The sequence below is a fragment of the Streptococcus infantis genome (assembly GCF_047464215.1).
Taxonomy (GTDB): domain Bacteria; phylum Bacillota; class Bacilli; order Lactobacillales; family Streptococcaceae; genus Streptococcus; species Streptococcus infantis_P.
This window is the reverse complement of the sequence record NZ_JASHCG010000025.1, coordinates 1-18,053: the sequence shown is the minus strand read 5'-3', so window position 1 is coordinate 18,053 and position 18,053 is coordinate 1. Positions and strand designations below refer to the sequence as shown.

Here is an 18,053-nt window from a genome sequence, read left to right as displayed (position 1 = left end):
CTAATCTTAGTATGTTTTAGTTTTACCTTAATTCGTTTGTTGTTGTAGTAATCAATATAGTCTACAATAGCTTGTTCCAAGTGCTCAAGTGACTGAAACGTATTCTCATAACCATAAAACATTTCAGACTTAAGAATGCCAAAGAAAGATTCCATCATACCGTTATCTGGGCTATTTCCCTTACGTGACATAGATGGTTGGATTCCCTTATTCTTTAAAAAATGATGATAGAAATCGTGTTGGTATTGCCATCCTTGGTCACTATGGAGAATTGTATTTTCGTAATGGTTCTCTGTAAAGGCTTGTTCTAGCATAGCTTTCATTTGTACTAAGTTCGGTGAAGTAGAAAGATTGTAGGAGATAATTTCGCTGTTAAAGCCATCTAAAACTGGTGATAAATAAAGCTTTTGACTGCTTGCTGGAATGGTAAATTCTGTCACATCTGTGTAGCACTTTTGCATTGGTTTGGTTGCTTCAAATTGACGTTGAATAAGATTGTCTGCTTTCTTGCCAATCTCTCCTTGGTATGAAGAATACTTCCGTTTACGACGAATTCGAGCACTTAAACCAAGAACCTTCATTAGACGTTGCACCTTCTTATGATTCACTACAAAACCACGATTCCTCAATTCAAGAGTCATTCGACGATAGCCGTAATTCCCTTTATGCTCAGTAAAAATAGCTTGAATTTCAACTTTAACATCAACATCCTTATCGTTTTGATCGAGCTGTTTTAAATGATAATAATAAGTTGAACGGGCAAGCTTAATAATCTTTAGAAGAATCTCTAAAGCAAACTCTGTTACCAATCCTCGGACAATTTCCGTTTTTCTTCTTGCTCTTTTTCGTCCCTCAATCGGAGTTCTCTCAACTTTTTTAGAACAGCATTCTCCGCTCTCAGGTATTCATTTTCTGCTTGAAGACGTTCTAACTCTGTCATCTCTTCAGGTTTCTTCTTTGACTTACGTCCCATTTTAGGTGGTCTCCCTCTTATTTTCTCAACAATAGTATACCCGTTTTTCTTGTATTGTGCCAGCCAATTCGAAAGTAATCCACTACTTGGAAGAGCATAATCCAGAGACACCCTAATTTGTGAACGACCTTCAAGAAGAACTTTATCAATGATCTCTTGTTTTAGTTCAGGAGAATAGTAACAATTCTTTCCCTTTTTGACGATTTCTATTCCATAACGATCAATCAATTTAATCATGTACTGAAGATTAGAAATGTTTATCCCAAATTGATCTGAAAGCTTTCTAAAGCTCTCTCCTTGCTTTTTAAGTTCATAGATCCGAACTTTATCTTCATAAGTTAATTTCATAATAAAAACACCCCAAAAGTTAGATTTTTTTGTCTAACTTTTGGGGTGCAGTTCATTTTTTGTATTATTGCTTTTTATAAAAGATCGTTTTTGTAAAGTAAATAAAAATAATAACTTCCACTGTTAACAATCCTTCTACGAGAAGTGGATTTGACAACCAACCAACTTGAGATAGACTCGGAGCCAAATCAAATAGGGCGTGTAAACCATAAGCCGCTACTAGGTAAATCCATTTCTTTTGGCGAACTGCTTGATAAACCCAGAAGGTCAAACCAACTTGAAGAAGCAAGGCTAGGATTCTCTCTAGTCCCAAAAGGTAAATCTGCCATGCTGCTAGATTGTTAATCGTAGCAAGCGTGCTCTCAGGCAAGAGTTGCATAATGTTTGAATTTTGAGATTCTACTGCTGAAAAGAGGATGAAGAGATTGAGTAAACTTGCAATCCCGATATAGATCAACTCTAAACCACCATGCCCCAATCCATAAGCAAGAGCATCTGAATCTTCCAAAGTTCTTTTCTTCTCCAACCATTTAAAGAAAATAAGTCGAGCTGTTTCTTCAAATAAAGCAGCCATAGAAATGCCATAAATCACATAGAGAAGAGGATTTTCCGTCATGAGTGGAACTGTCCCATCCTTTTGTGGGTGGAGAACCAAGAGATGAACGATTTTCTCCAATACTTGAGAAGAGGCAAAAAATGCAACTGCCCCAAGTCCCAAAACTGCAAAATTAATCTTATATTGCTTTCTTGCATACCAAACTGCTGCAATGAGGATGGCAAACAAGGCCAACATCGTTATTATTACATGAATTTTCATATATGACTCCTTTTATTCTGCCTGTTCGATATCTTTTTTCATCTCGTCAACATTAAACTTAGCAAATAGATACTGACGGTCCTGAACAGGAAAACGTTGATCCAACTGGTCAACAGCTCCCACCTCTACAATCCCTTCCTTGATGACAAAGTCCATAACGTGGCCACCAAAGGTGAGGTCATCAGAGATAAAGTGTAGATGGTAACCAGCAACACTAACTCCATGGAAAATTTCAGGTGTCCAGAAACCAACGATAGTTCCTGAGACATTGTCACAGCTATATTCAGGCTGATGCGTCGCAACCTCAGCAAACTTCGTTTCGCTTGTAGATTTTGGTATCATGCGAACATGCATGTGTTTAAAATCACCATGAATCTTAATTGAACGAAATAGATTTTCTCCATCATAATAGGACTCAATACGTTTTTCAAGTTCCTGATCAGTCATTTCAAAACGCTGACGGAAAATAACTTCTGCCTGGTGGGGTACAACTGCTGCATAGGGGATCAAGGCATCTGGTGAAACTTCAACGATTTCAGGTTTCGCACCTGAACCCTTAGCCTGATATGCTTTCCCATCTAAGACAATCAATTCCCCGTCAATGGAATCTAGGGTTCCTAGTCCTAAATCTCCATGTTGCAGCAATTCACCAACGGTCATGGTTCCACCGTAAAGTCCAGCCATCAAGGCTCCCAAAGTATTGTATTGGAATAATTTAACTGGTTCTTGCACCTTTATCATCTCACTCTTCTTTGAAAATTTTACTTACTAAGTATATCATATTTCTGATTAGAATTGAATGCTAGACTACCTTTTAATACTCAATGAAAATCAAAGAGCAAACTAGGAAACTAACCGCAGGTTGCTCAAAACACTGTTTTGAGGTTGTGGATGGAACTGAAGTAGTCAGCTCAAAGCACTGTTTTGAGGTTGTGGATAGAACTGACGTAGTCAGCTCAAAGCACTGTTTTGAGGTTGTGGATAGAACTGACGTAGTCAGCTCAAAGCACTGCTTTGAGGTTGTAGATAGAACTGACGTAGTCAGCTCAAAACACTGTTTTGAGGTTGTGGATAGAACTGACGAAGTCAGTAACATATATACGGCAAGGCGACGTTGACGTGGTTTGAAGAGATTTTCGAAGAGTATAACATTGCCAAACTTCTAAAAAAAAGGTACAATGTAACAAAATCGAGAGAGGTCTGGGATGAAGCAAGAAAGCAAGTATGAACAAGTCGTTCACTATCTAAAAAATGAGATAGAATCAGGTAGATTTCCCACTGGAAGTCGCCTACCATCTATCCGAAAACTCAGTCAAGATTTTCACTGTAGCAAAGACACCATACAGCGTGCACTCTTAGAACTCCGATACGAGAAATATATCTACTCAAAACCTCAAAGTGGTTATTATGTATTGGAGCAACAAACCAGTCATGAAGACTTAATTATCTCAGTTAACGATGAACACGCAGCGGCCTATGATGATTTTCGTCTGTGCGTCAATGAGAGCTTGATTGGGCGAGAAAATTATCTCTACAACTACTATGAACACCAAGAGGGTTTAGAAGAATTACGTCAGTCCGTTCAGAAACTACTGTTTGATCAAGCGATTTATAGTAAGGCAGACCAGTTGGTCATGACGTCTGGAACCCAGCAAGCACTGTTTATTCTTTCTCAGATTGATTTTCCAGGTCAAGCTCAGAAAATACTGGTTGAACAACCGACCTATCATCGGATGAACCAGCTGCTACTAGCTCAAAATATTCCCTATCAAACCATTGACCGTCGAGTAGACGGCATTGACCTAAACGAACTTGAGGAACACTTTAAAAGCGGAAAGATTAAGTTTTTCTATACTATTCCCCGTTTCCACTATCCTCTGGGGCATTCTTATTCTGAAGAGGAAAAACTTGCCATCCTTGACTTGGCTGCAAAATATCAGATTTATATCGTTGAGGATGACTATCTGGGGGACTTGGATCCTAAAATGGGACAAACCTTTCATTATTTAGACCAACATGATTTGGTCATCTATATCAAATCCTTTTCTACCAGTCTTTTTCCTGCCCTTCGAATCACTGCCCTTCTTCTTCCAAACACTATCAAGGAAGCTTTTGTCACCTATAAAAACATTCTCGACTACGATAACAACCTTATCATGCAAAAGGCTCTATCACTCTACATCGATAGTCAACTCTTTGAGAAAAACAGACTAGCACGACTGGCACTGCAAGAAAAAAGTCAGGAGCACATCCAACAGCTCTTACAAAGGTATCCCATTTCCCTACCGAACTATCCACTTCATGATGGGCTTTTGCTTGATCTCAGGAACTATCCTAGCATCGCTAGTCTTAAACACAGTCCTCTAGATCTTGACTTCTTCGAATCTTCCTATCTAACGAACTGCCCTTATCACTTTGCAAAAATTTCCTTAGAAAATATTGAAGAAACATTAAGCTATTTAAAAACAGAGCTGGACTGAAATCCAACTCTGTTATTTTTTATTGCTCTACTTCTGTTAGCTTAGCAGCTTTTTCAAGATAAGTTTGGTAAGTTCCGTCATCTTTCAGTTTTTGGATGACCTTATCAACTACTTCCTTCAAATCTGAGTTACCTTTTTTGATAGCTACAGCATTTGCTTCGCCTTCCTTCATAGTCAAGCTTACTGTAGCCACTGCCAAATCTGAGTTCTTAGCAGCATAGCTTAGTGCTACTGGCTCATCCATATGAACGGCATCAACTTTACCAGATTGGAGCTCATTGACTGCCTCACCCATGTTTGTCAAAGAAGTCAACTGTGCCTTTGGAAGTTGCTCTTTAACCATAGATTCAGGAACAGTTCCTTTCTGAGCTGCAATATTAGCACTTGCTAGAGAGTCCAAATCCTTGTATTTTTCAAGATCTGATTTTCTGATAAGGAAGCTAATTTTATTTTCATAGTAAGGAATTGAGAAATCAAAGACTTCTTGTCTTTCTTCAGTTGCACTGATTCCCGCAATTGCTAGGTCTGCTTTTCCTGTTTGAAGACTGGTCAAGACATTATCAAAACTCATACTTGAAATTTCCAATTTCACTCCAAGTTCATCAGCGATTGCTTGCGCCATGTCAATATCCGCACCTACGACTTGGTTTTTACCATCCACAAGTGCTTGAAACTCAAAGGGAGCATAGTCGGGACTAGTTGCGACCACTAATTTTCCTTTTTGCTTGATGGCCTCCACTGCAGACTGCGAGCTTGAGCTAGACGATTGGCAAGCTACCAATAAGAAGCTTGCAAGAAAACTACATAAGACAAATATCCATTTTTTAAAATTCATAAATAAACAACCTCTCTGTTAATTTTGTATAATTATAACTCTATCTACTTCGTTTGTCAAGCATATTCTAAATTTTTATGAAAAATTTTCAATTTTTGTTTCAAAAAAGGAGCTTTTACTTACTAACAAGCTCCTTTTTTTGCATAATTAATCAATCTTACAATTCAACAATCTTACCTGTTTCAAAGTAAACAACCCATTCACAGATATTTTTTGCATAGTCTCCGATACGCTCCAAGTATGAAATCACTTGGAAATAATCACGACCTGTGACGATAGCTTCTGGGTTCTTTCTAATTTCTTCAGTTGCAAGATCACGAATATTATCAAAGTAATGGTTGATATTTTCATCCATGGTTGCAACTTCATAGGCTTGATCCACAGAACCATTCAAATAAAGTTCTAAAGCGGCTTCAACAAAGTTTTTTACTTCACGACCCATTTTTTTAATTTCTTCTTCAACTGCAGGGATACGCTGCTCACCCTTCATACGAATCGTTGCTTTTGCGATGGATACTGCATGGTCCCCCATACGTTCTAAGTCTGACACAGCTTTTAGGACTGTTAAAACTGTACGTAAGTCTTGTGAAACTGGCTGTTGTAGGGCAATCATTTCAAATGATTTCTTTTCAAGTTTCACTTCGTATTCGTTTACTTCTGCATCTTCCTCAATGACTTCTTTAGCCATATCACGGTCATGCGTTACAAAAGCACGTACGGTACGATTGATTTGGGAAAGAACTTCTTGTCCCATAGCATAAAACTGATTATGCAATTTCTCTAAATCTTCTTCAAATTGAGATCGTAACATCTTCTCACTCCTTATCCAAATTTACCTGAAATGTAGTCCTCTGTCTCCTTATGTTGAGGATAGAGGAACATATCCTTGGTATCGTTAAATTCAATCAAATCTCCATTGAGGAAAAAGCCTGTCTTATCGGAGATTCGAGATGCTTGCTGCATAGAACGAGTAACCAAGAGCATGGTGTATTTGTCTTTTAGACCATACAAGGTTTCCTCAATCTTACCAGCAGAAATAGGGTCCAAAGCTGAAGTTGGTTCATCCAAGAGGATGATTTTAGGGCTAGTCGCCAATACACGTGCCACACAAACACGTTGTTGTTGCCCACCTGAAAGACCAATAGCAGAGTCATGCAAGCGGTCCTTGACTTCATCCCAGATTGAGGCACGTTGTAAAGCCTTCTCCACTGCTTCATCTAAGACCTGCTTGTCCTTTTCTCCATTTATACGGAGGCCATAAACGACATTTTCATAGATAGACATAGGAAAAGGATTGGGTTGTTGGAAGACCATACCAATTTCTTTACGTAATTCAACTGTATCCGTACGAGGACTATAGATATTGTGACCGTTATAAACCACTGATCCAGTTGTCGTCACTTCAGGATTAAGGTCACCCATTCGGTTAATAGCCTTTAGAAGTGTTGATTTCCCAGATCCAGACGGACCGATAAGGGCTGTAATTTCCTTGGGTTGGAACGATAAGGAAACACTATTCAAGGCCTTCTTTTTATTGTAATAGACTGACAGGTCTGAAACCTGTAAAATCGGTTCTGTCATACTGTTTCCTTTCTAACCAAAGTGTCCAGTTACATAGTCATTGGTAGACTGTAGCTTCGCATTTTGGAAAATATTTGCAGTTTTATCATACTCAATTAAATCACCCAAGTAGAAAAATCCAGTGTAGTCACTTGCACGCGCAGCCTGTTGCATACTGTGGGTAACGATGATGATGGTGAAGTCCTTCTTCAACTCCAACATAGTTTCCTCGAGCTGAGCTGTCGCAATCGGATCCAAGGCTGATGCCGGCTCATCCATTAAGAGGATATCTGGTTTTACAGAAATAGCACGAGCGATACAGAGACGTTGCTGCTGACCACCTGAAAGCGTTAAGGCAGACTTGTGAAGGTCATCTTTGACCTGGTCCCAGAGGGCAGCCTGGCGAAGTGAGGTTTCTACAATTTCATCAAGGACCTTCTTATCCTTAACACCTGCACGTTCATGTGCAAAGGTGATGTTGCGGTAGATTGATTTAGCAAATGGGTTTGGACGTTGGAAAACCATTCCGATGTGTTTACGCATTTCATAAACATTAATTTCTGGACGGTTAACGTCAATACCTCGATAGAGAATCTGTCCTGTAACCTTTGCAATATCAATGGTATCATTCATACGGTTGAGACTGCGTAGGTAGGTTGATTTCCCAGATCCAGACGGACCAATCAGGGCCGTGATTTTATTTTTTTCGAATTGCATATCGACGCCCTTAATGGATTCATTTTTACCGTAGTAAACATGTAAATCCTTAGTAGAGAGGGCCACTTTTTCTTCTGGAAAGGTAATGATATGCTTTTCATCCCAATTATATTTTGACATGGCTTCTCCTTTAGGCAGCGGTTAATTTCTTGTGTAGGTAGCTTCCGAGTTTGCGAGCTCCAAAGTTAAAGATTAAGATAAAGATTAGGAGCACCGCAGCAGAACCTGCTGAAACAAGTGTTCCATCAGGAATAGTTCCTTCACTGTTGACTTTCCAGATATGAACAGCCAAGGTTTCTGCTTGACGGAAGATTGAGATTGGACTGGTTACGCTGAGGACATTCCAGTTTGACCAGTCAAGAGCTGGTGCTGATTGTCCTGCAGTATAGATAAGAGCCGCAGCTTCACCAAAGATACGACCTGATGCAAGTACGATACCTGTTACAATACCAGGTAGGGCTTCTGGGATAACGACATGAAGAACTGTTTCCCAACGAGAAAGTCCAAGTGCTAAACCAGCTTCACGTTGCGTGTGGTGAACGTGTTTCAAGCTGTCTTCAACATTACGCGTCATCTGTGGAAGGTTAAAGACGGTCAAAGCCAAGGCACCAGAAATAATTGAAAATCCATACTCAAACTGAACGACAAAGATGAGGTAACCAAAGAGACCAACAACGACTGATGGTAAAGAAGACAAAATCTCAATACAGGTACGAACGAAGTTAGTAACACGACCTTTTTTGGCATATTCAGCCAAGTAAATCCCAGCTCCCATTGACAAAGGCACAGAGATGAACAAGGTGATGACCAAAAGGAAGAAGGAATTATAAAGCTGAATTCCAATACCTCCACCTGCTTGGTAAGAAGATGATTTTCCAGTCAAGAAGGACCAAGAAACATGAGGTAAGCCTCGAACCAAGATATAGAGAATCAAAGAAGCAAGAATGGTCACAATGATTCCTGCGATGGTATAGAGGACAGCTGTTGCAAGTTTATCTAATTTCTTAGCGTGCATAGTTTTTCTTTCCTCTTTCTTTCGTAATCAGTTTAATCACACTGTTAAAGGCCAAACTCATCAAGAGCAATACTAGGGCCAGTGACCAAAGAACATTATTATCAACAGTTCCCATAACGGTATTACCGATTCCCATGGTCAAAACAGATGTCAGAGTCGCTGCTGGTGTCGTCAATGAAGTTGGAACAACTGCTGAGTTACCGACAACCATCTGAATCGCAAGGGCTTCACCGAAAGCACGCGCCATACCAAAGACTACAGCAGTAAAAATACCTGAACGAGCAGCCTTCAAAGTAACACGCCAGATTGTTTGCCAACGAGTTGCTCCCATAGCTAAACTAGCTTCACGGTAGTGACGAGGAACTGCACGTAAGCTATCAGTTGTCATAAAGGTTACAGTCGGCAAGATCATAACAAAGAGAACGAAAATCCCCGATAAAATACCAAAACCTGTTCCACCAAAGACACTACGTACAAATGGTACAACGACCTGCAAACCGATAAATCCGTATACTACCGAAGGAATCCCAACTAGAAGTTCGATAGCTGGTTGCAAAATCTTAGCTCCTTTTGGCGATACTTCTGTCATAAAGACTGCAGCACCAATTGCAAATGGTGTTGCGATGAGAGCAGATAGGATGGTAACGATAAAGGAACCTAAAATCATTGGAAGAGCACCAAACTGCTTACCTGAAGGGTTCCAAGTTGCACCAAAGAGAAAATCAAAGATATTCACACCATTCACAAAGAAGGTAGATAACCCTTTTTGGGCTACAAAGATTAAAATCATAGCCACAATGATAACAATCAAAGAGAGGCAGGCAAAAGTCAGACTTTTCCCTAATTTCTCAAGACGAGAGTTCTTTGACGGAGAGAGCAATTTTTTAGATAATTCTTCTTGGTTCATTATTGACTCCCTTCTAGCGCTGTTACAGTCCCTGTAGCATCTTTTTCAACCTTCATTTCCTTAACAGAAATATAGCCCATTCCTTTAACGATTCCGTTCTGAGCTTCGTCTGAAAGAACAAAGTTTAAGAATTCGGCAACCAGTTCATTTGGCTCACCAAGTGTATACATATGTTCATAAGACCACAAAGGCCAATTATTCGTGGTTACATTCTCTGAAATTGGTTCATAACCATTGAGTTTGATTGTCCCAACAGAATCATCGACATAGGCAAACGCTAGATAGGAAATAGCTCCAGGGGTTTGAGAAACGATTGATTTGACCATCCCGTTTGAATCCTGTTCCTGACTTTGCATTGCTGATTGACCATTCATGATCACACTATCAAAGGTTGCACGAGAACCTGAACTAGCCGCACGGTTGATAATAGAGATGGCTAAATCTTTCCCACCGACTTCTTTCCAGTTGGTAATTTCTCCTGTGAAGATTTGTCGGAGTTGATCTGTCGTTAGATTATCAACATCTACTTCTTTATTGATAATAACAGCCAAACCTGCAACAGCTACCTTATGATCGACCAAGGCTGAAGCATCAATACCGTCTTTTTCCTCAGCAAATACATCCGAGTTTCCGACATCTACTGCTCCTGATTGAACCTGCGATAGTCCTGTACCAGAACCTCCACCTTGAACATTGACCGTTTTACCGATATGAGCTGATGCGAATTCATCTGCCGCCGCCTCGACTAAAGGTTGGAGGGCAGTTGAGCCAACAGCCGTCATTGACTCCCCACGATCAATCCAACTTGCACATCCTGCTAGTGAACCAGCAAGTAAAAAGGTTGCAAGAAAGAGGGTGAGTTTTTTAATTTTTTTCACTATTTGTCTCCTTGAAAATAATGATGAATAGCTTGGAATTTCGCCCTATTTTTCTATTGTTTTATGCAAAAAATCCATACTTCCACTATAACATAGAATACTGATTTTGACTAGTTTTTTACCTTAAACCTCAAGCCCTTAGGGAAATAATTCTTCAAGGTATTTCCGGTCACTTTTGCAAAACCTAGACCATTTCCACCAACCAAAACTTGATACCAGCCATTTGACAAAGTTTCAGACAGCTGAACTGTTTCACCGGCCACGTATTTGACAAAGTCCGCTTCATGAATTTCAATTCTTTGATTGACTTGGCTTGGTTTTAAGGCTAAACCAAGAGCAAAACTTGGTTCAAAACGTTTTTTCTTAAAGGTTCCAAGATGAAGTCCGTTTCGTGCAATCCTAAGTTTACCCAAATCTGGTAGAACTTCAGGTAAGAGATATAGTTGTTCTCCAAAAGTCTGTAAAATTCCTGGCAAATTTATCTTCAGGTGTTTTTTTTCAAAATCTTGCCATAAACTCAACTGTTCGCGACTGAGATTAGTCTTAAAAGACTTGAACTTCCCTGACTTGTTTTGTCCCTTAAACTGAAGATGGGCAACAAATTGACCTTCTCCCTTAAAACGATGTGGGTACATCCGAGCTGTCTCAGGAAAATCAATCCCAGGAGCCATTCCATTGATATGTGTAACTGGAATCAATTCAAAATCATAACTATCCAGCAACCATTTAATAATTTCTTCGTTTTCTTCTGGAGCCCATGTACAAGTCGAATAGACCAAACGACCACCATCAGCTAACATGGTGACCGCATCCTCTAGAATTTCACGCTGCAAGTCAGCACATTGGCTTGGATATTCTACACTCCAATAATCCATGGCATCTGGCTGTTTTCGGAACATTCCTTCTCCTGAACATGGAGCATCTAGAACAATTAGGTCAAAATATCCCTTAAACACTTTAGCCAAACGATCTGCAGATTCATTGGTTACAACAACATTTGATGCACCAAAACGCTCCATATTTTCAACCAAAATCTTAGCTCGCTTGCTAGAAATTTCATTGGAAACAAGTAGTCCTTCGCCTGCAAGATAAGCTGCCAGTTGAGTTGATTTCCCACCGGGAGCCGCTGCCAAATCCAAGACCTTCATGCCTGGTTTTGGTTGAGCTACTTGTGCAACCATTTGTGCAGCAGGCTCTTGTGAATAGACCAAGCCTGTTACATGCTCAGGTGATTTCCCTGAAACCTTGCCATAATAGCCCCAAGGTGTATGTGGAATAGCATCTGAAAAAGAAACTTGGCTTTCTTTTAAGGGATTGATGCGAAAGGCGGAAACTGCCTCATCATCAAAAGAGGCAAGAAAAGCTCTTGCCTCATCTCCCAATATTTCTTCATATTTTTTTACAAATCCTTCTGGAAATTGCATGTAAGTTTATTTCCTTTCGTAGATATAGGATTGAATTTCTGCCAACTTGTCTGTTGGAACCATCATAATTGGTTGTCGTGTCTGAAAATCCACCGGCTCTCCAGTTAAGGTTACAATCTGATAACCTAAACTTTTTCCAATGATACCAGCTGCAGCATAGTCCCAAGGTTGGAGATAGGTGATATAGGTCAATAGCTGACCAGATAATATTTTTGCAAAACTAATAGCCGCACTTCCATATATTCGTACACCAAGTGAAGCATTAGCTAATTCTGCCACACCCCAGGCGTTTGTTTCCAACATGCCAGCATTACTCGCAATTAGAAAATCTCGCAAGGGCTTATCCTTAAAATTAAGCAAGGGTTCTTCATTGAGACAGGCCTGAAAAGTACCTCCTCCATGATAACAATGACCTTTCATGACATCATAAATGATCCCAAACTGACCCACACCGTTTTCAAAATATGCTACCATAATGGCAAAATCATCACCTTGTGCGACAAAGTTGTTGGTACCATCAATGGGATCAATGACCCAAACAGATCCATGTCCAACTGAAGCACGTAAACATCCCTCTTCTGCACAAAATTGGTCATCCGGAAAATGCGAACGAATCTTATCAATCAAAAAATTCTGAACTTCCTTGTCCAAACGAGTCACCAAATCTGTAGGGGATGATTTTCTCTCAATATGCAATTCTTCTCGCATGTGAGCTAGAATATAGTCTCCTGCTTCCTTGACAATCTCTTTAGCAAACACAAATTTATTTTCCAAGCGAAATCTTCCCTTCCCCTTGTTCTTTAGCCAATTGGACAGCTCGATAGAAGGAATAACCACTCGCAGTTTCAAATTCACGGCCCAAGCGTTTTTCTTCACTCTTGCTTGGAACAACCGCTTTGAATCCCTTATAGGAATCTAGTAGTTTTTTTGCCTCTACCTTAGTCTCATAGGCTGCTTCAACATCATTAAAAAAAGAAAGCACTGAAGCAAGTTCTTCAGTGCTCCACGACAAATCTAGTGGGTAACTATACTGTTTATTCATCTAATTAATACCAGCTCTCAATGTAGCTTCTTTCAGTTCTTGTTTACGGTAACTACGAGGGAGAAAAGCACGAATCTCATCTTCATTAAAACCGATTTGCATCCGTTTTGCGTCAATAATAATCGGACGACGCAAAAGACTCGGATACTGCTCAATTAAATGAAGCAACTCCGATACTGAGATACTCTCTACATCAATATTCAATTTTTGAAAAATCTTTGAACGAGTCGAGATGATGTCATCAGTACCATTTTCGGTCAAGGAAAGAATGTGTTGCAGTTCTTTTCTCGTTAAAGGGCTGGTCATAATATTATGCTCTTGGAATGGCACTTTATGATTCTCGAGCCAGGCCTTTGCTTTACGACATGATGTACAACTCGGTGATAAAAATAGTGTAATCATGCTTTCCTCTTCTTTACATACTTTTCTATTCCTATTATACAAAAAAATAAAGCGCTTGACTAGTTATTTCCGTAAAAAAACCTACTTTTTCAAGAAAAATAGGTTTTTTGGAATCACATATGAATGTTTTGCTTAAATATAGAAATATTCATGTTACAAATGATAGTTTTTCCTACATTTTATTTGGAATCAGTAATACTTTTCTTCACTTATCTATTTGTTTTTCTACTCTGTAGGTACATAAATCCAAAAATCAATTCATACAAGCAGAAAAATAGGAGAAAGGCATGGAGGAAAAAGTTCTCTGGTAGGATGAGAATGACAGGATCCTTTGCTGGATCAAACAACCAGGTATCATCACCTACAAATAGAATCTGATGAAACAAGGTAAAGAACTGCTCAAATCCAATGAAAACTCCAACTAAACCAAGAGCCAAAGGTAGAGAAAGTATGATTAAGAGTGCTCTACGATAAAGTGGCAGAAAACCCTTCCGAATAACTTGCTTCCAAAAAAGATAAAAAATCGGTAGAGTTACTAGTGCTACTCCTTGAGCCAGATGAAATAGTCCCTTCACAACCGCAAAATGGTGTAAACCAGATACCGAAGAAGGTAGGTCTGGCATTTCTAATTGTTGACTAAAAGGATTGGTCAAATAAGCCATCAAAACATTAAAATTATGCTGGATGGTCTGAGGTTGCAGATGAACACGATTTGTCAAGTTTAACCAAGAAATTTCCTGAGGATATAGCAACCAAGCCAAGTAAATAGTCAATAAAATCGCAAGCGAGAGGAGAAAGAAAAGACTTCCTACAAAAGTAAATTTAGTTTTCATCGAAATTCCACTCCGCTAGGCTAGAAACAACATGAGTCGGTGCAATAGGTAAATCTGCTACTTCTTCTGGTTTGGTAAAACCAGTTGTTACTAATAGACTGGGAATTCCATTATCGATTCCTGCGCGAATATCTGTTAGATAGTTATCCCCTACCATGACAATTTCTTGGCGTTCAAGTCCTAGGTGTTCAACAGCCTTATCCATAATAATCGCATTAGGTTTTCCAATATAAACTGGTTTTACACGAGTTGCTGCTTCAAGAAGAGTAATCAGTGAACCAGCACCAGGTAAAAGTCCACGTTCTGTTGGAATATTTAAATCTGGATTGGTGCCGATAAAATGAGCACCTTTATGGATAGCTAGGGTCGCCGTAGCAAATTTTTCATAGTCTACTTGCCAGTCCAAGCCAACAACCACATAGGCTGGATTTTCTTTATCTTCGACATACCCTGCTGCTTGGATGGCCTCCTTTAGGCCTGCTTCTCCAATCACATAAACTGTCTTTTCAAGACCTGAATCATTCATGTAATCAATAGTCGCTAAGGTTGCAGTATAGATCGTCGATACAGGTGTGTCAATGTTAAACTGATTGGCTAACATCTCTTGAACACTTTCAGGTGTACGAGTGGTGTTGTTTGTTACAAAAAGATAAGGAATCTCTCTTTTTTGTAACTCGTGAACAAAAGCCTCTCCCTCAGGGATTCTATCCTTCCCCTTATAGATCGTTCCGTCTAAATCAATTAAATATCCTTTATAAGTCATATCTTTCTTTCTAATCCTTTTTTATTTCTTGCCATGTGATGATGGCTTGGGCATTAGTAGCGCTGTCGCTTGTAATCTCATGCTTGCTTTCCAATCCAGTCCGTTCAACAGCCGATGTAATCACTCCACCTGGTCGAACTTCCTTGACATACTTGAGATTGATTTTCTTGGGAATATACTGGGTCAAAAAATCCGCTCCCATGACCTCAAAAATCCAGTCCAAGTATTTACTGTTATTGACATGACCATTCATATCCAAGTCGTAAAAACGAACATGGTAATCCTTGCTGACTGGCTCTTCCAAGGAATTATACTTTGGTCCGCGGATAAGTTTTTTATCAAAATCAGACTGGTAAGGAGCCACAATCTCAGGTTCGACAGCATGGACTTTTCGACTGTCTCGGTCCATGAGAACAAAGGTCGCCATCATGTGGATGAGTTCCTGCCCAGCTTCATCATAAATAGTAAATCGGCGGTAGCAAAAAAGACGATTATAGGTCAAAGCTTCTGTTTCAATGGTGATTTCCTCAGCAAAACGAGGCAAACGAACCACGTCAATATCATAATCTGTGATAATCCAGACCAGATTATACTGTTCTAAAACATCCTTATCACTCACTCCCAGTTCAATTGACTGCATCCCTGAGACCTGGAGGGACAACAAGATCACATCTGGTATCTTGATATGACCATTCATGTCAGCCATATCAAAAGGAATTTTCATCTTCATTTGATAAGTTAAGCCCATAATTTTACTCCAATATAAATCGTTCTGCTACTGTATCACCTAAGAAGAGACCTCTCTTAGTCATACGAACACAATCACCCTCAACCTGCATAAGACCTTGTTGAATCAATTCTCTAACAACATCTCCATAAAGTTCCTGGAAAGACCGTCCAAATTTTTCTTCAAAGCGTGCCATGGAAACTCCTGACTTCTTGCGAAGGCCGAGAAACATCTCTTCTTCCATTTGCTCCCTTTGACTCAAGTGTTCTTCATTGATACGAGCACTTCCCTCTTCTACCGCCTTTAAATAATGGCGGATCGGCCCATGGTTTTTATAGCGAACACCGTCTACATAGCCAGACGCACCAGCACCGATTCCATAATACTCGGCATTGTCCCAGTACATAAGATTGTGACGACTTTCAAAGCCTGGCTTAGAAAAGTTAGAAATCTCATAATGCTCAAAGCCAGCTCTTTCTAGCTCTGCAATGATATACTCAAACATCTCTGCTTCTAATTCTTCCTTAGGAAGAGGTAATTTCCCTCGTCTCATACGATTCATAAAGACCGTATGATTTTCCAAAATCAAACTATAGAGACTCATGTGGGGAATGTCCAAAGCGATAGCCTTAGCGACATTGTCCTTAACTTGTTCCATAGTCTGACCAGGAAGTGCGTAAATCAAGTCAATGGAGATATTGTCAAAACCAGCCAATTTGAGGCGATCGATATTTTCATAAATATCCTTTTCCGTATGACTACGCCCTATCTTTTTCAACATTTTATCATCAAAAGTCTGAACACCTAGTGATACACGATTAACTGCAGAATTTTGCAAAACAGCAATCTTATCAGCATCCAGGTCACCAGGATTAGCCTCAATGGTCAATTCTTCCAAGGCAGACAAGTCCAAATTTTTAGTCAAGCCATCCAGTAACACCTCAAGTTGCGGAGCCGACAGGGCTGTCGGTGTACCACCACCTATATAGAGGGTTCGCAATTTTTGAATGTCATAAGAATGAAATTCTTGCAGTAGATGCTCTAGATAACTGTCTACTGGCTGATTTTTAATAAAGACTTTTGAAAAGTCACAATAATAACAAATCTGTGTGCAAAATGGTATGTGCACATAGGCTGATGTCGGTTTCTTCTGCATAGTATTTATTATACCACAAAAGCGAACAATACTTAGAATTCCGTTTAACAAAATCCTAGCATTGTTCGCTTTCTTTATCTAAACATTCTTTTTATTTTACGACTAACATGATTCCCAGAACCAATCTAGTTTGTCTTTATAACACAAAAGAATGAATGTTTATTTGACTAAATTTTTAGTCTTCTTTTTTCTTTCCCAAAGCAAGTCCGAGACCGCCTAGAATACCAAGAAGGCCTAGAGAGGCAAGAGTCGCATTTGATTCTGTTCCAGTATTTGGTAATACTTTTTGAGAATCATTTGACTTAGCTCCATTATTATTAGTAGCTGTAGTATCTCCGTGATCTACATTCGGATTAACTGCAACTGGTGTTACCTTAGCTGGAGTTTCTACTGGAACTTCAACTGTTGGTTGACCTGGTTCAGTAATCTTAGCTGTACCTGGTACTTTACCGTCTGGTAGGTCACTGTTTGGTACTTTACCTTTACCATCTTCACCGATTGTAACAGTGATTGGGTTACCATCTTTACCTGGGATTTCTACCTTAGTTCCTGGTGGGTATGTTGAGCCATCTGGTTTCTTAGGTGTTACTGTAACGTCACCTGTCTTAGGATCTTGTTCAACATCTACTGTTGGTGTCTTACGAGCTGGTGTTGTTACATCCACTGGTTGTGATGGTTTCTTGTTAGGTTCGGTTACTTTACCTGTACCTGGGACATCTTTCTTAGGAAGGTTGTCATTTGGTACTTCACCTGAACCATTGTCGCCAATTGTTACAGTGATTGGTGTTCCATTTTCACCTGGAATTTCTACCTTAGTTCCTGGTGGGTATGTTGAACCATCTGGTTTCTTAGGTGTTACTACTGCATCACCATTTGGTTTGCGTGTGATTTCAATCTCGCTTGGTGTTTCAGTTGTTGGTGTTGCTGGTGTTACCTTAGCTGGAGTTTCTACTGGAACTTCAACTGTTGGTTGACCTGGTTCAGTAATCTTAGCTGTACCTGGTACTTTACCGTCTGGTAGGTCACTGTTTGGTACTTTACCTTTACCATCTTCACCGATTGTAACAGTGATTGGGTTACCATCTTTACCCGGGATTTCTACCTTAGTTCCTGGTGGGTATGTTGAGCCATCTGGTTTCTTAGGTGTTACTGTAACGTCACCTGTCTTAGGATCTT

General features: G+C 39.7%; 20 protein-coding genes. 1 reads left to right on the top strand and 19 read right to left on the bottom strand.

Features of this window, described 5'->3' with window-relative positions:
• The 3 genes from QM469_RS10245 to budA form a co-directional block, all read right to left on the bottom strand.
• Window positions 1-1,321 (bottom strand): IS3 family transposase gene (locus QM469_RS10245; protein ID WP_414276782.1). Its coding sequence is split into 2 segments (ribosomal slippage), with 1,322 coding nucleotides annotated over them: window positions 1-880 and window positions 880-1,321; the frame shifts between segments, so codons are not numbered across the junction. This gene is flagged as partial in the annotation.
• A gap of 64 nt (window positions 1,322-1,385) precedes the next feature.
• On the bottom strand, window positions 1,386-2,138 hold the full coding sequence (locus QM469_RS10240; RefSeq protein WP_414276781.1) for a YhfC family intramembrane metalloprotease: 753 nt from the start codon (window positions 2,136-2,138) through the stop codon (window positions 1,386-1,388).
• 12 nt (window positions 2,139-2,150) lie between these two features.
• Complete coding sequence (budA, locus tag QM469_RS10235; RefSeq protein ID WP_414276780.1) at window positions 2,151-2,879, bottom strand: acetolactate decarboxylase; 729 nt, start codon at window positions 2,877-2,879, stop codon at window positions 2,151-2,153.
• Window positions 2,880-3,343: 464 nt separating this feature from the next.
• Here budA and QM469_RS10230 point away from each other — a divergent pair, with 464 nt between their 5' ends.
• Entirely contained in the window at window positions 3,344-4,618 is a 1,275-nt protein-coding gene (locus tag QM469_RS10230) for a PLP-dependent aminotransferase family protein (protein WP_371607635.1), read from the top strand.
• A 19-nt stretch (window positions 4,619-4,637) separates the two neighbouring features.
• Here the strand turns inward: QM469_RS10230 and QM469_RS10225 are convergent, their stop codons facing one another.
• From QM469_RS10225 to QM469_RS10150, 16 genes are all read right to left on the bottom strand, one after another.
• Window positions 4,638-5,453: an ABC transporter substrate-binding protein gene (locus QM469_RS10225; protein ID WP_049504353.1), complete on the bottom strand. Its 816-nt coding sequence runs from the start codon at window positions 5,451-5,453 to the stop codon at window positions 4,638-4,640.
• Between the two features lie 157 nt (window positions 5,454-5,610).
• A complete protein-coding gene (phoU, locus tag QM469_RS10220) occupies window positions 5,611-6,264 on the bottom strand; it encodes a phosphate signaling complex protein PhoU (protein ID WP_049509822.1) in 654 nt (217 codons plus the stop codon).
• 11 nt (window positions 6,265-6,275) lie between these two features.
• Window positions 6,276-7,034: a phosphate ABC transporter ATP-binding protein PstB gene (gene pstB, locus QM469_RS10215; protein WP_045763360.1), complete on the bottom strand. Its 759-nt coding sequence runs from the start codon at window positions 7,032-7,034 to the stop codon at window positions 6,276-6,278.
• 12 nt (window positions 7,035-7,046) lie between these two features.
• Window positions 7,047-7,850, bottom strand: coding sequence for a phosphate ABC transporter ATP-binding protein PstB (gene pstB / locus QM469_RS10210; RefSeq protein ID WP_045763361.1), 804 nt, complete (start codon window positions 7,848-7,850; stop codon window positions 7,047-7,049).
• A 10-nt stretch (window positions 7,851-7,860) separates the two neighbouring features.
• Window positions 7,861-8,745 (bottom strand): phosphate ABC transporter permease PstA, encoded by an 885-nt coding sequence (gene pstA / locus QM469_RS10205; RefSeq protein WP_000543058.1) that lies wholly within the window; start codon window positions 8,743-8,745, stop codon window positions 7,861-7,863.
• Complete coding sequence (gene pstC, locus QM469_RS10200; RefSeq protein ID WP_045763363.1) at window positions 8,735-9,652, bottom strand: phosphate ABC transporter permease subunit PstC; 918 nt, start codon at window positions 9,650-9,652, stop codon at window positions 8,735-8,737. Before pstC ends, pstA begins: the two co-directional genes overlap by 11 nt.
• Window positions 9,652-10,530, bottom strand: coding sequence for a phosphate ABC transporter substrate-binding protein PstS (locus QM469_RS10195; RefSeq protein ID WP_371607632.1), 879 nt, complete (start codon window positions 10,528-10,530; stop codon window positions 9,652-9,654). The genes pstC and QM469_RS10195 overlap by 1 nt, the downstream gene beginning before the upstream one ends.
• 110 nt (window positions 10,531-10,640) lie before the next feature.
• Window positions 10,641-11,954 carry an RsmB/NOP family class I SAM-dependent RNA methyltransferase gene (locus tag QM469_RS10190; RefSeq protein WP_371607631.1) on the bottom strand — a complete coding sequence of 438 codons (1,314 nt, stop codon included), beginning with the start codon at window positions 11,952-11,954 and terminating at the stop codon, window positions 10,641-10,643.
• A 6-nt stretch (window positions 11,955-11,960) separates the two neighbouring features.
• Window positions 11,961-12,728, bottom strand: coding sequence for an inositol monophosphatase family protein (locus QM469_RS10185; RefSeq protein ID WP_371607630.1), 768 nt, complete (start codon window positions 12,726-12,728; stop codon window positions 11,961-11,963).
• Window positions 12,718-12,996 carry a UPF0223 family protein gene (locus QM469_RS10180; protein ID WP_045763367.1) on the bottom strand — a complete coding sequence of 93 codons (279 nt, stop codon included), beginning with the start codon at window positions 12,994-12,996 and terminating at the stop codon, window positions 12,718-12,720. The genes QM469_RS10185 and QM469_RS10180 overlap by 11 nt, the downstream gene beginning before the upstream one ends.
• Window positions 12,997-13,398: a Spx/MgsR family RNA polymerase-binding regulatory protein gene (locus QM469_RS10175; RefSeq protein WP_045763368.1), complete on the bottom strand. Its 402-nt coding sequence runs from the start codon at window positions 13,396-13,398 to the stop codon at window positions 12,997-12,999.
• Window positions 13,399-13,607: 209 nt separating this feature from the next.
• Window positions 13,608-14,231 carry a TIGR01906 family membrane protein gene (locus QM469_RS10170; protein WP_414273717.1) on the bottom strand — a complete coding sequence of 208 codons (624 nt, stop codon included), beginning with the start codon at window positions 14,229-14,231 and terminating at the stop codon, window positions 13,608-13,610.
• Window positions 14,221-14,994 carry a TIGR01457 family HAD-type hydrolase gene (locus QM469_RS10165; protein WP_414276779.1) on the bottom strand — a complete coding sequence of 258 codons (774 nt, stop codon included), beginning with the start codon at window positions 14,992-14,994 and terminating at the stop codon, window positions 14,221-14,223. Before QM469_RS10165 ends, QM469_RS10170 begins: the two co-directional genes overlap by 11 nt.
• Window positions 14,995-15,004: 10 nt before the next feature.
• Window positions 15,005-15,742 (bottom strand): acyl-ACP thioesterase domain-containing protein, encoded by a 738-nt coding sequence (locus tag QM469_RS10160; protein WP_414276778.1) that lies wholly within the window; start codon window positions 15,740-15,742, stop codon window positions 15,005-15,007.
• Between the two features lie 4 nt (window positions 15,743-15,746).
• Window positions 15,747-16,877 carry a radical SAM family heme chaperone HemW gene (hemW, locus tag QM469_RS10155; RefSeq protein WP_414276777.1) on the bottom strand — a complete coding sequence of 377 codons (1,131 nt, stop codon included), beginning with the start codon at window positions 16,875-16,877 and terminating at the stop codon, window positions 15,747-15,749.
• Between the two features lie 175 nt (window positions 16,878-17,052).
• On the bottom strand, window positions 17,053-18,053 hold a 1,001-nt coding region (locus tag QM469_RS10150; RefSeq protein WP_414320622.1), incomplete at its 5' end, for an LPXTG cell wall anchor domain-containing protein.

Coding starts and splice junctions, on each gene's coding strand:
- pstB (WP_045763361.1), bottom strand. CDS start 7,850: ATGTCAAAATATAATTGGGATGAAAAGCATATCATTACCTTTCCAGAA.
- pstC (WP_045763363.1), bottom strand. CDS start 9,652: ATGAACCAAGAAGAATTATCTAAAAAATTGCTCTCTCCGTCAAAGAAC.
- QM469_RS10190 (WP_371607631.1), bottom strand. CDS start 11,954: ATGCAATTTCCAGAAGGATTTGTAAAAAAATATGAAGAAATATTGGGA.
- pstB (WP_045763360.1), bottom strand. CDS start 7,034: ATGACAGAACCGATTTTACAGGTTTCAGACCTGTCAGTCTATTACAAT.
- QM469_RS10175 (WP_045763368.1), bottom strand. CDS start 13,398: ATGATTACACTATTTTTATCACCGAGTTGTACATCATGTCGTAAAGCA.
- QM469_RS10225 (WP_049504353.1), bottom strand. CDS start 5,453: ATGAATTTTAAAAAATGGATATTTGTCTTATGTAGTTTTCTTGCAAGC.
- budA (WP_414276780.1), bottom strand. CDS start 2,879: ATGATAAAGGTGCAAGAACCAGTTAAATTATTCCAATACAATACTTTG.
- QM469_RS10160 (WP_414276778.1), bottom strand. CDS start 15,742: ATGGGCTTAACTTATCAAATGAAGATGAAAATTCCTTTTGATATGGCT.
- hemW (WP_414276777.1), bottom strand. CDS start 16,877: ATGCAGAAGAAACCGACATCAGCCTATGTGCACATACCATTTTGCACA.
- QM469_RS10170 (WP_414273717.1), bottom strand. CDS start 14,231: ATGAAAACTAAATTTACTTTTGTAGGAAGTCTTTTCTTTCTCCTCTCG.
- QM469_RS10240 (WP_414276781.1), bottom strand. CDS start 2,138: ATGAAAATTCATGTAATAATAACGATGTTGGCCTTGTTTGCCATCCTC.
- pstA (WP_000543058.1), bottom strand. CDS start 8,745: ATGCACGCTAAGAAATTAGATAAACTTGCAACAGCTGTCCTCTATACC.
- QM469_RS10230 (WP_371607635.1), top strand. CDS start 3,344: ATGAAGCAAGAAAGCAAGTATGAACAAGTCGTTCACTATCTAAAAAAT.
- QM469_RS10180 (WP_045763367.1), bottom strand. CDS start 12,996: ATGAATAAACAGTATAGTTACCCACTAGATTTGTCGTGGAGCACTGAA.
- phoU (WP_049509822.1), bottom strand. CDS start 6,264: ATGTTACGATCTCAATTTGAAGAAGATTTAGAGAAATTGCATAATCAG.
- QM469_RS10165 (WP_414276779.1), bottom strand. CDS start 14,994: ATGACTTATAAAGGATATTTAATTGATTTAGACGGAACGATCTATAAG.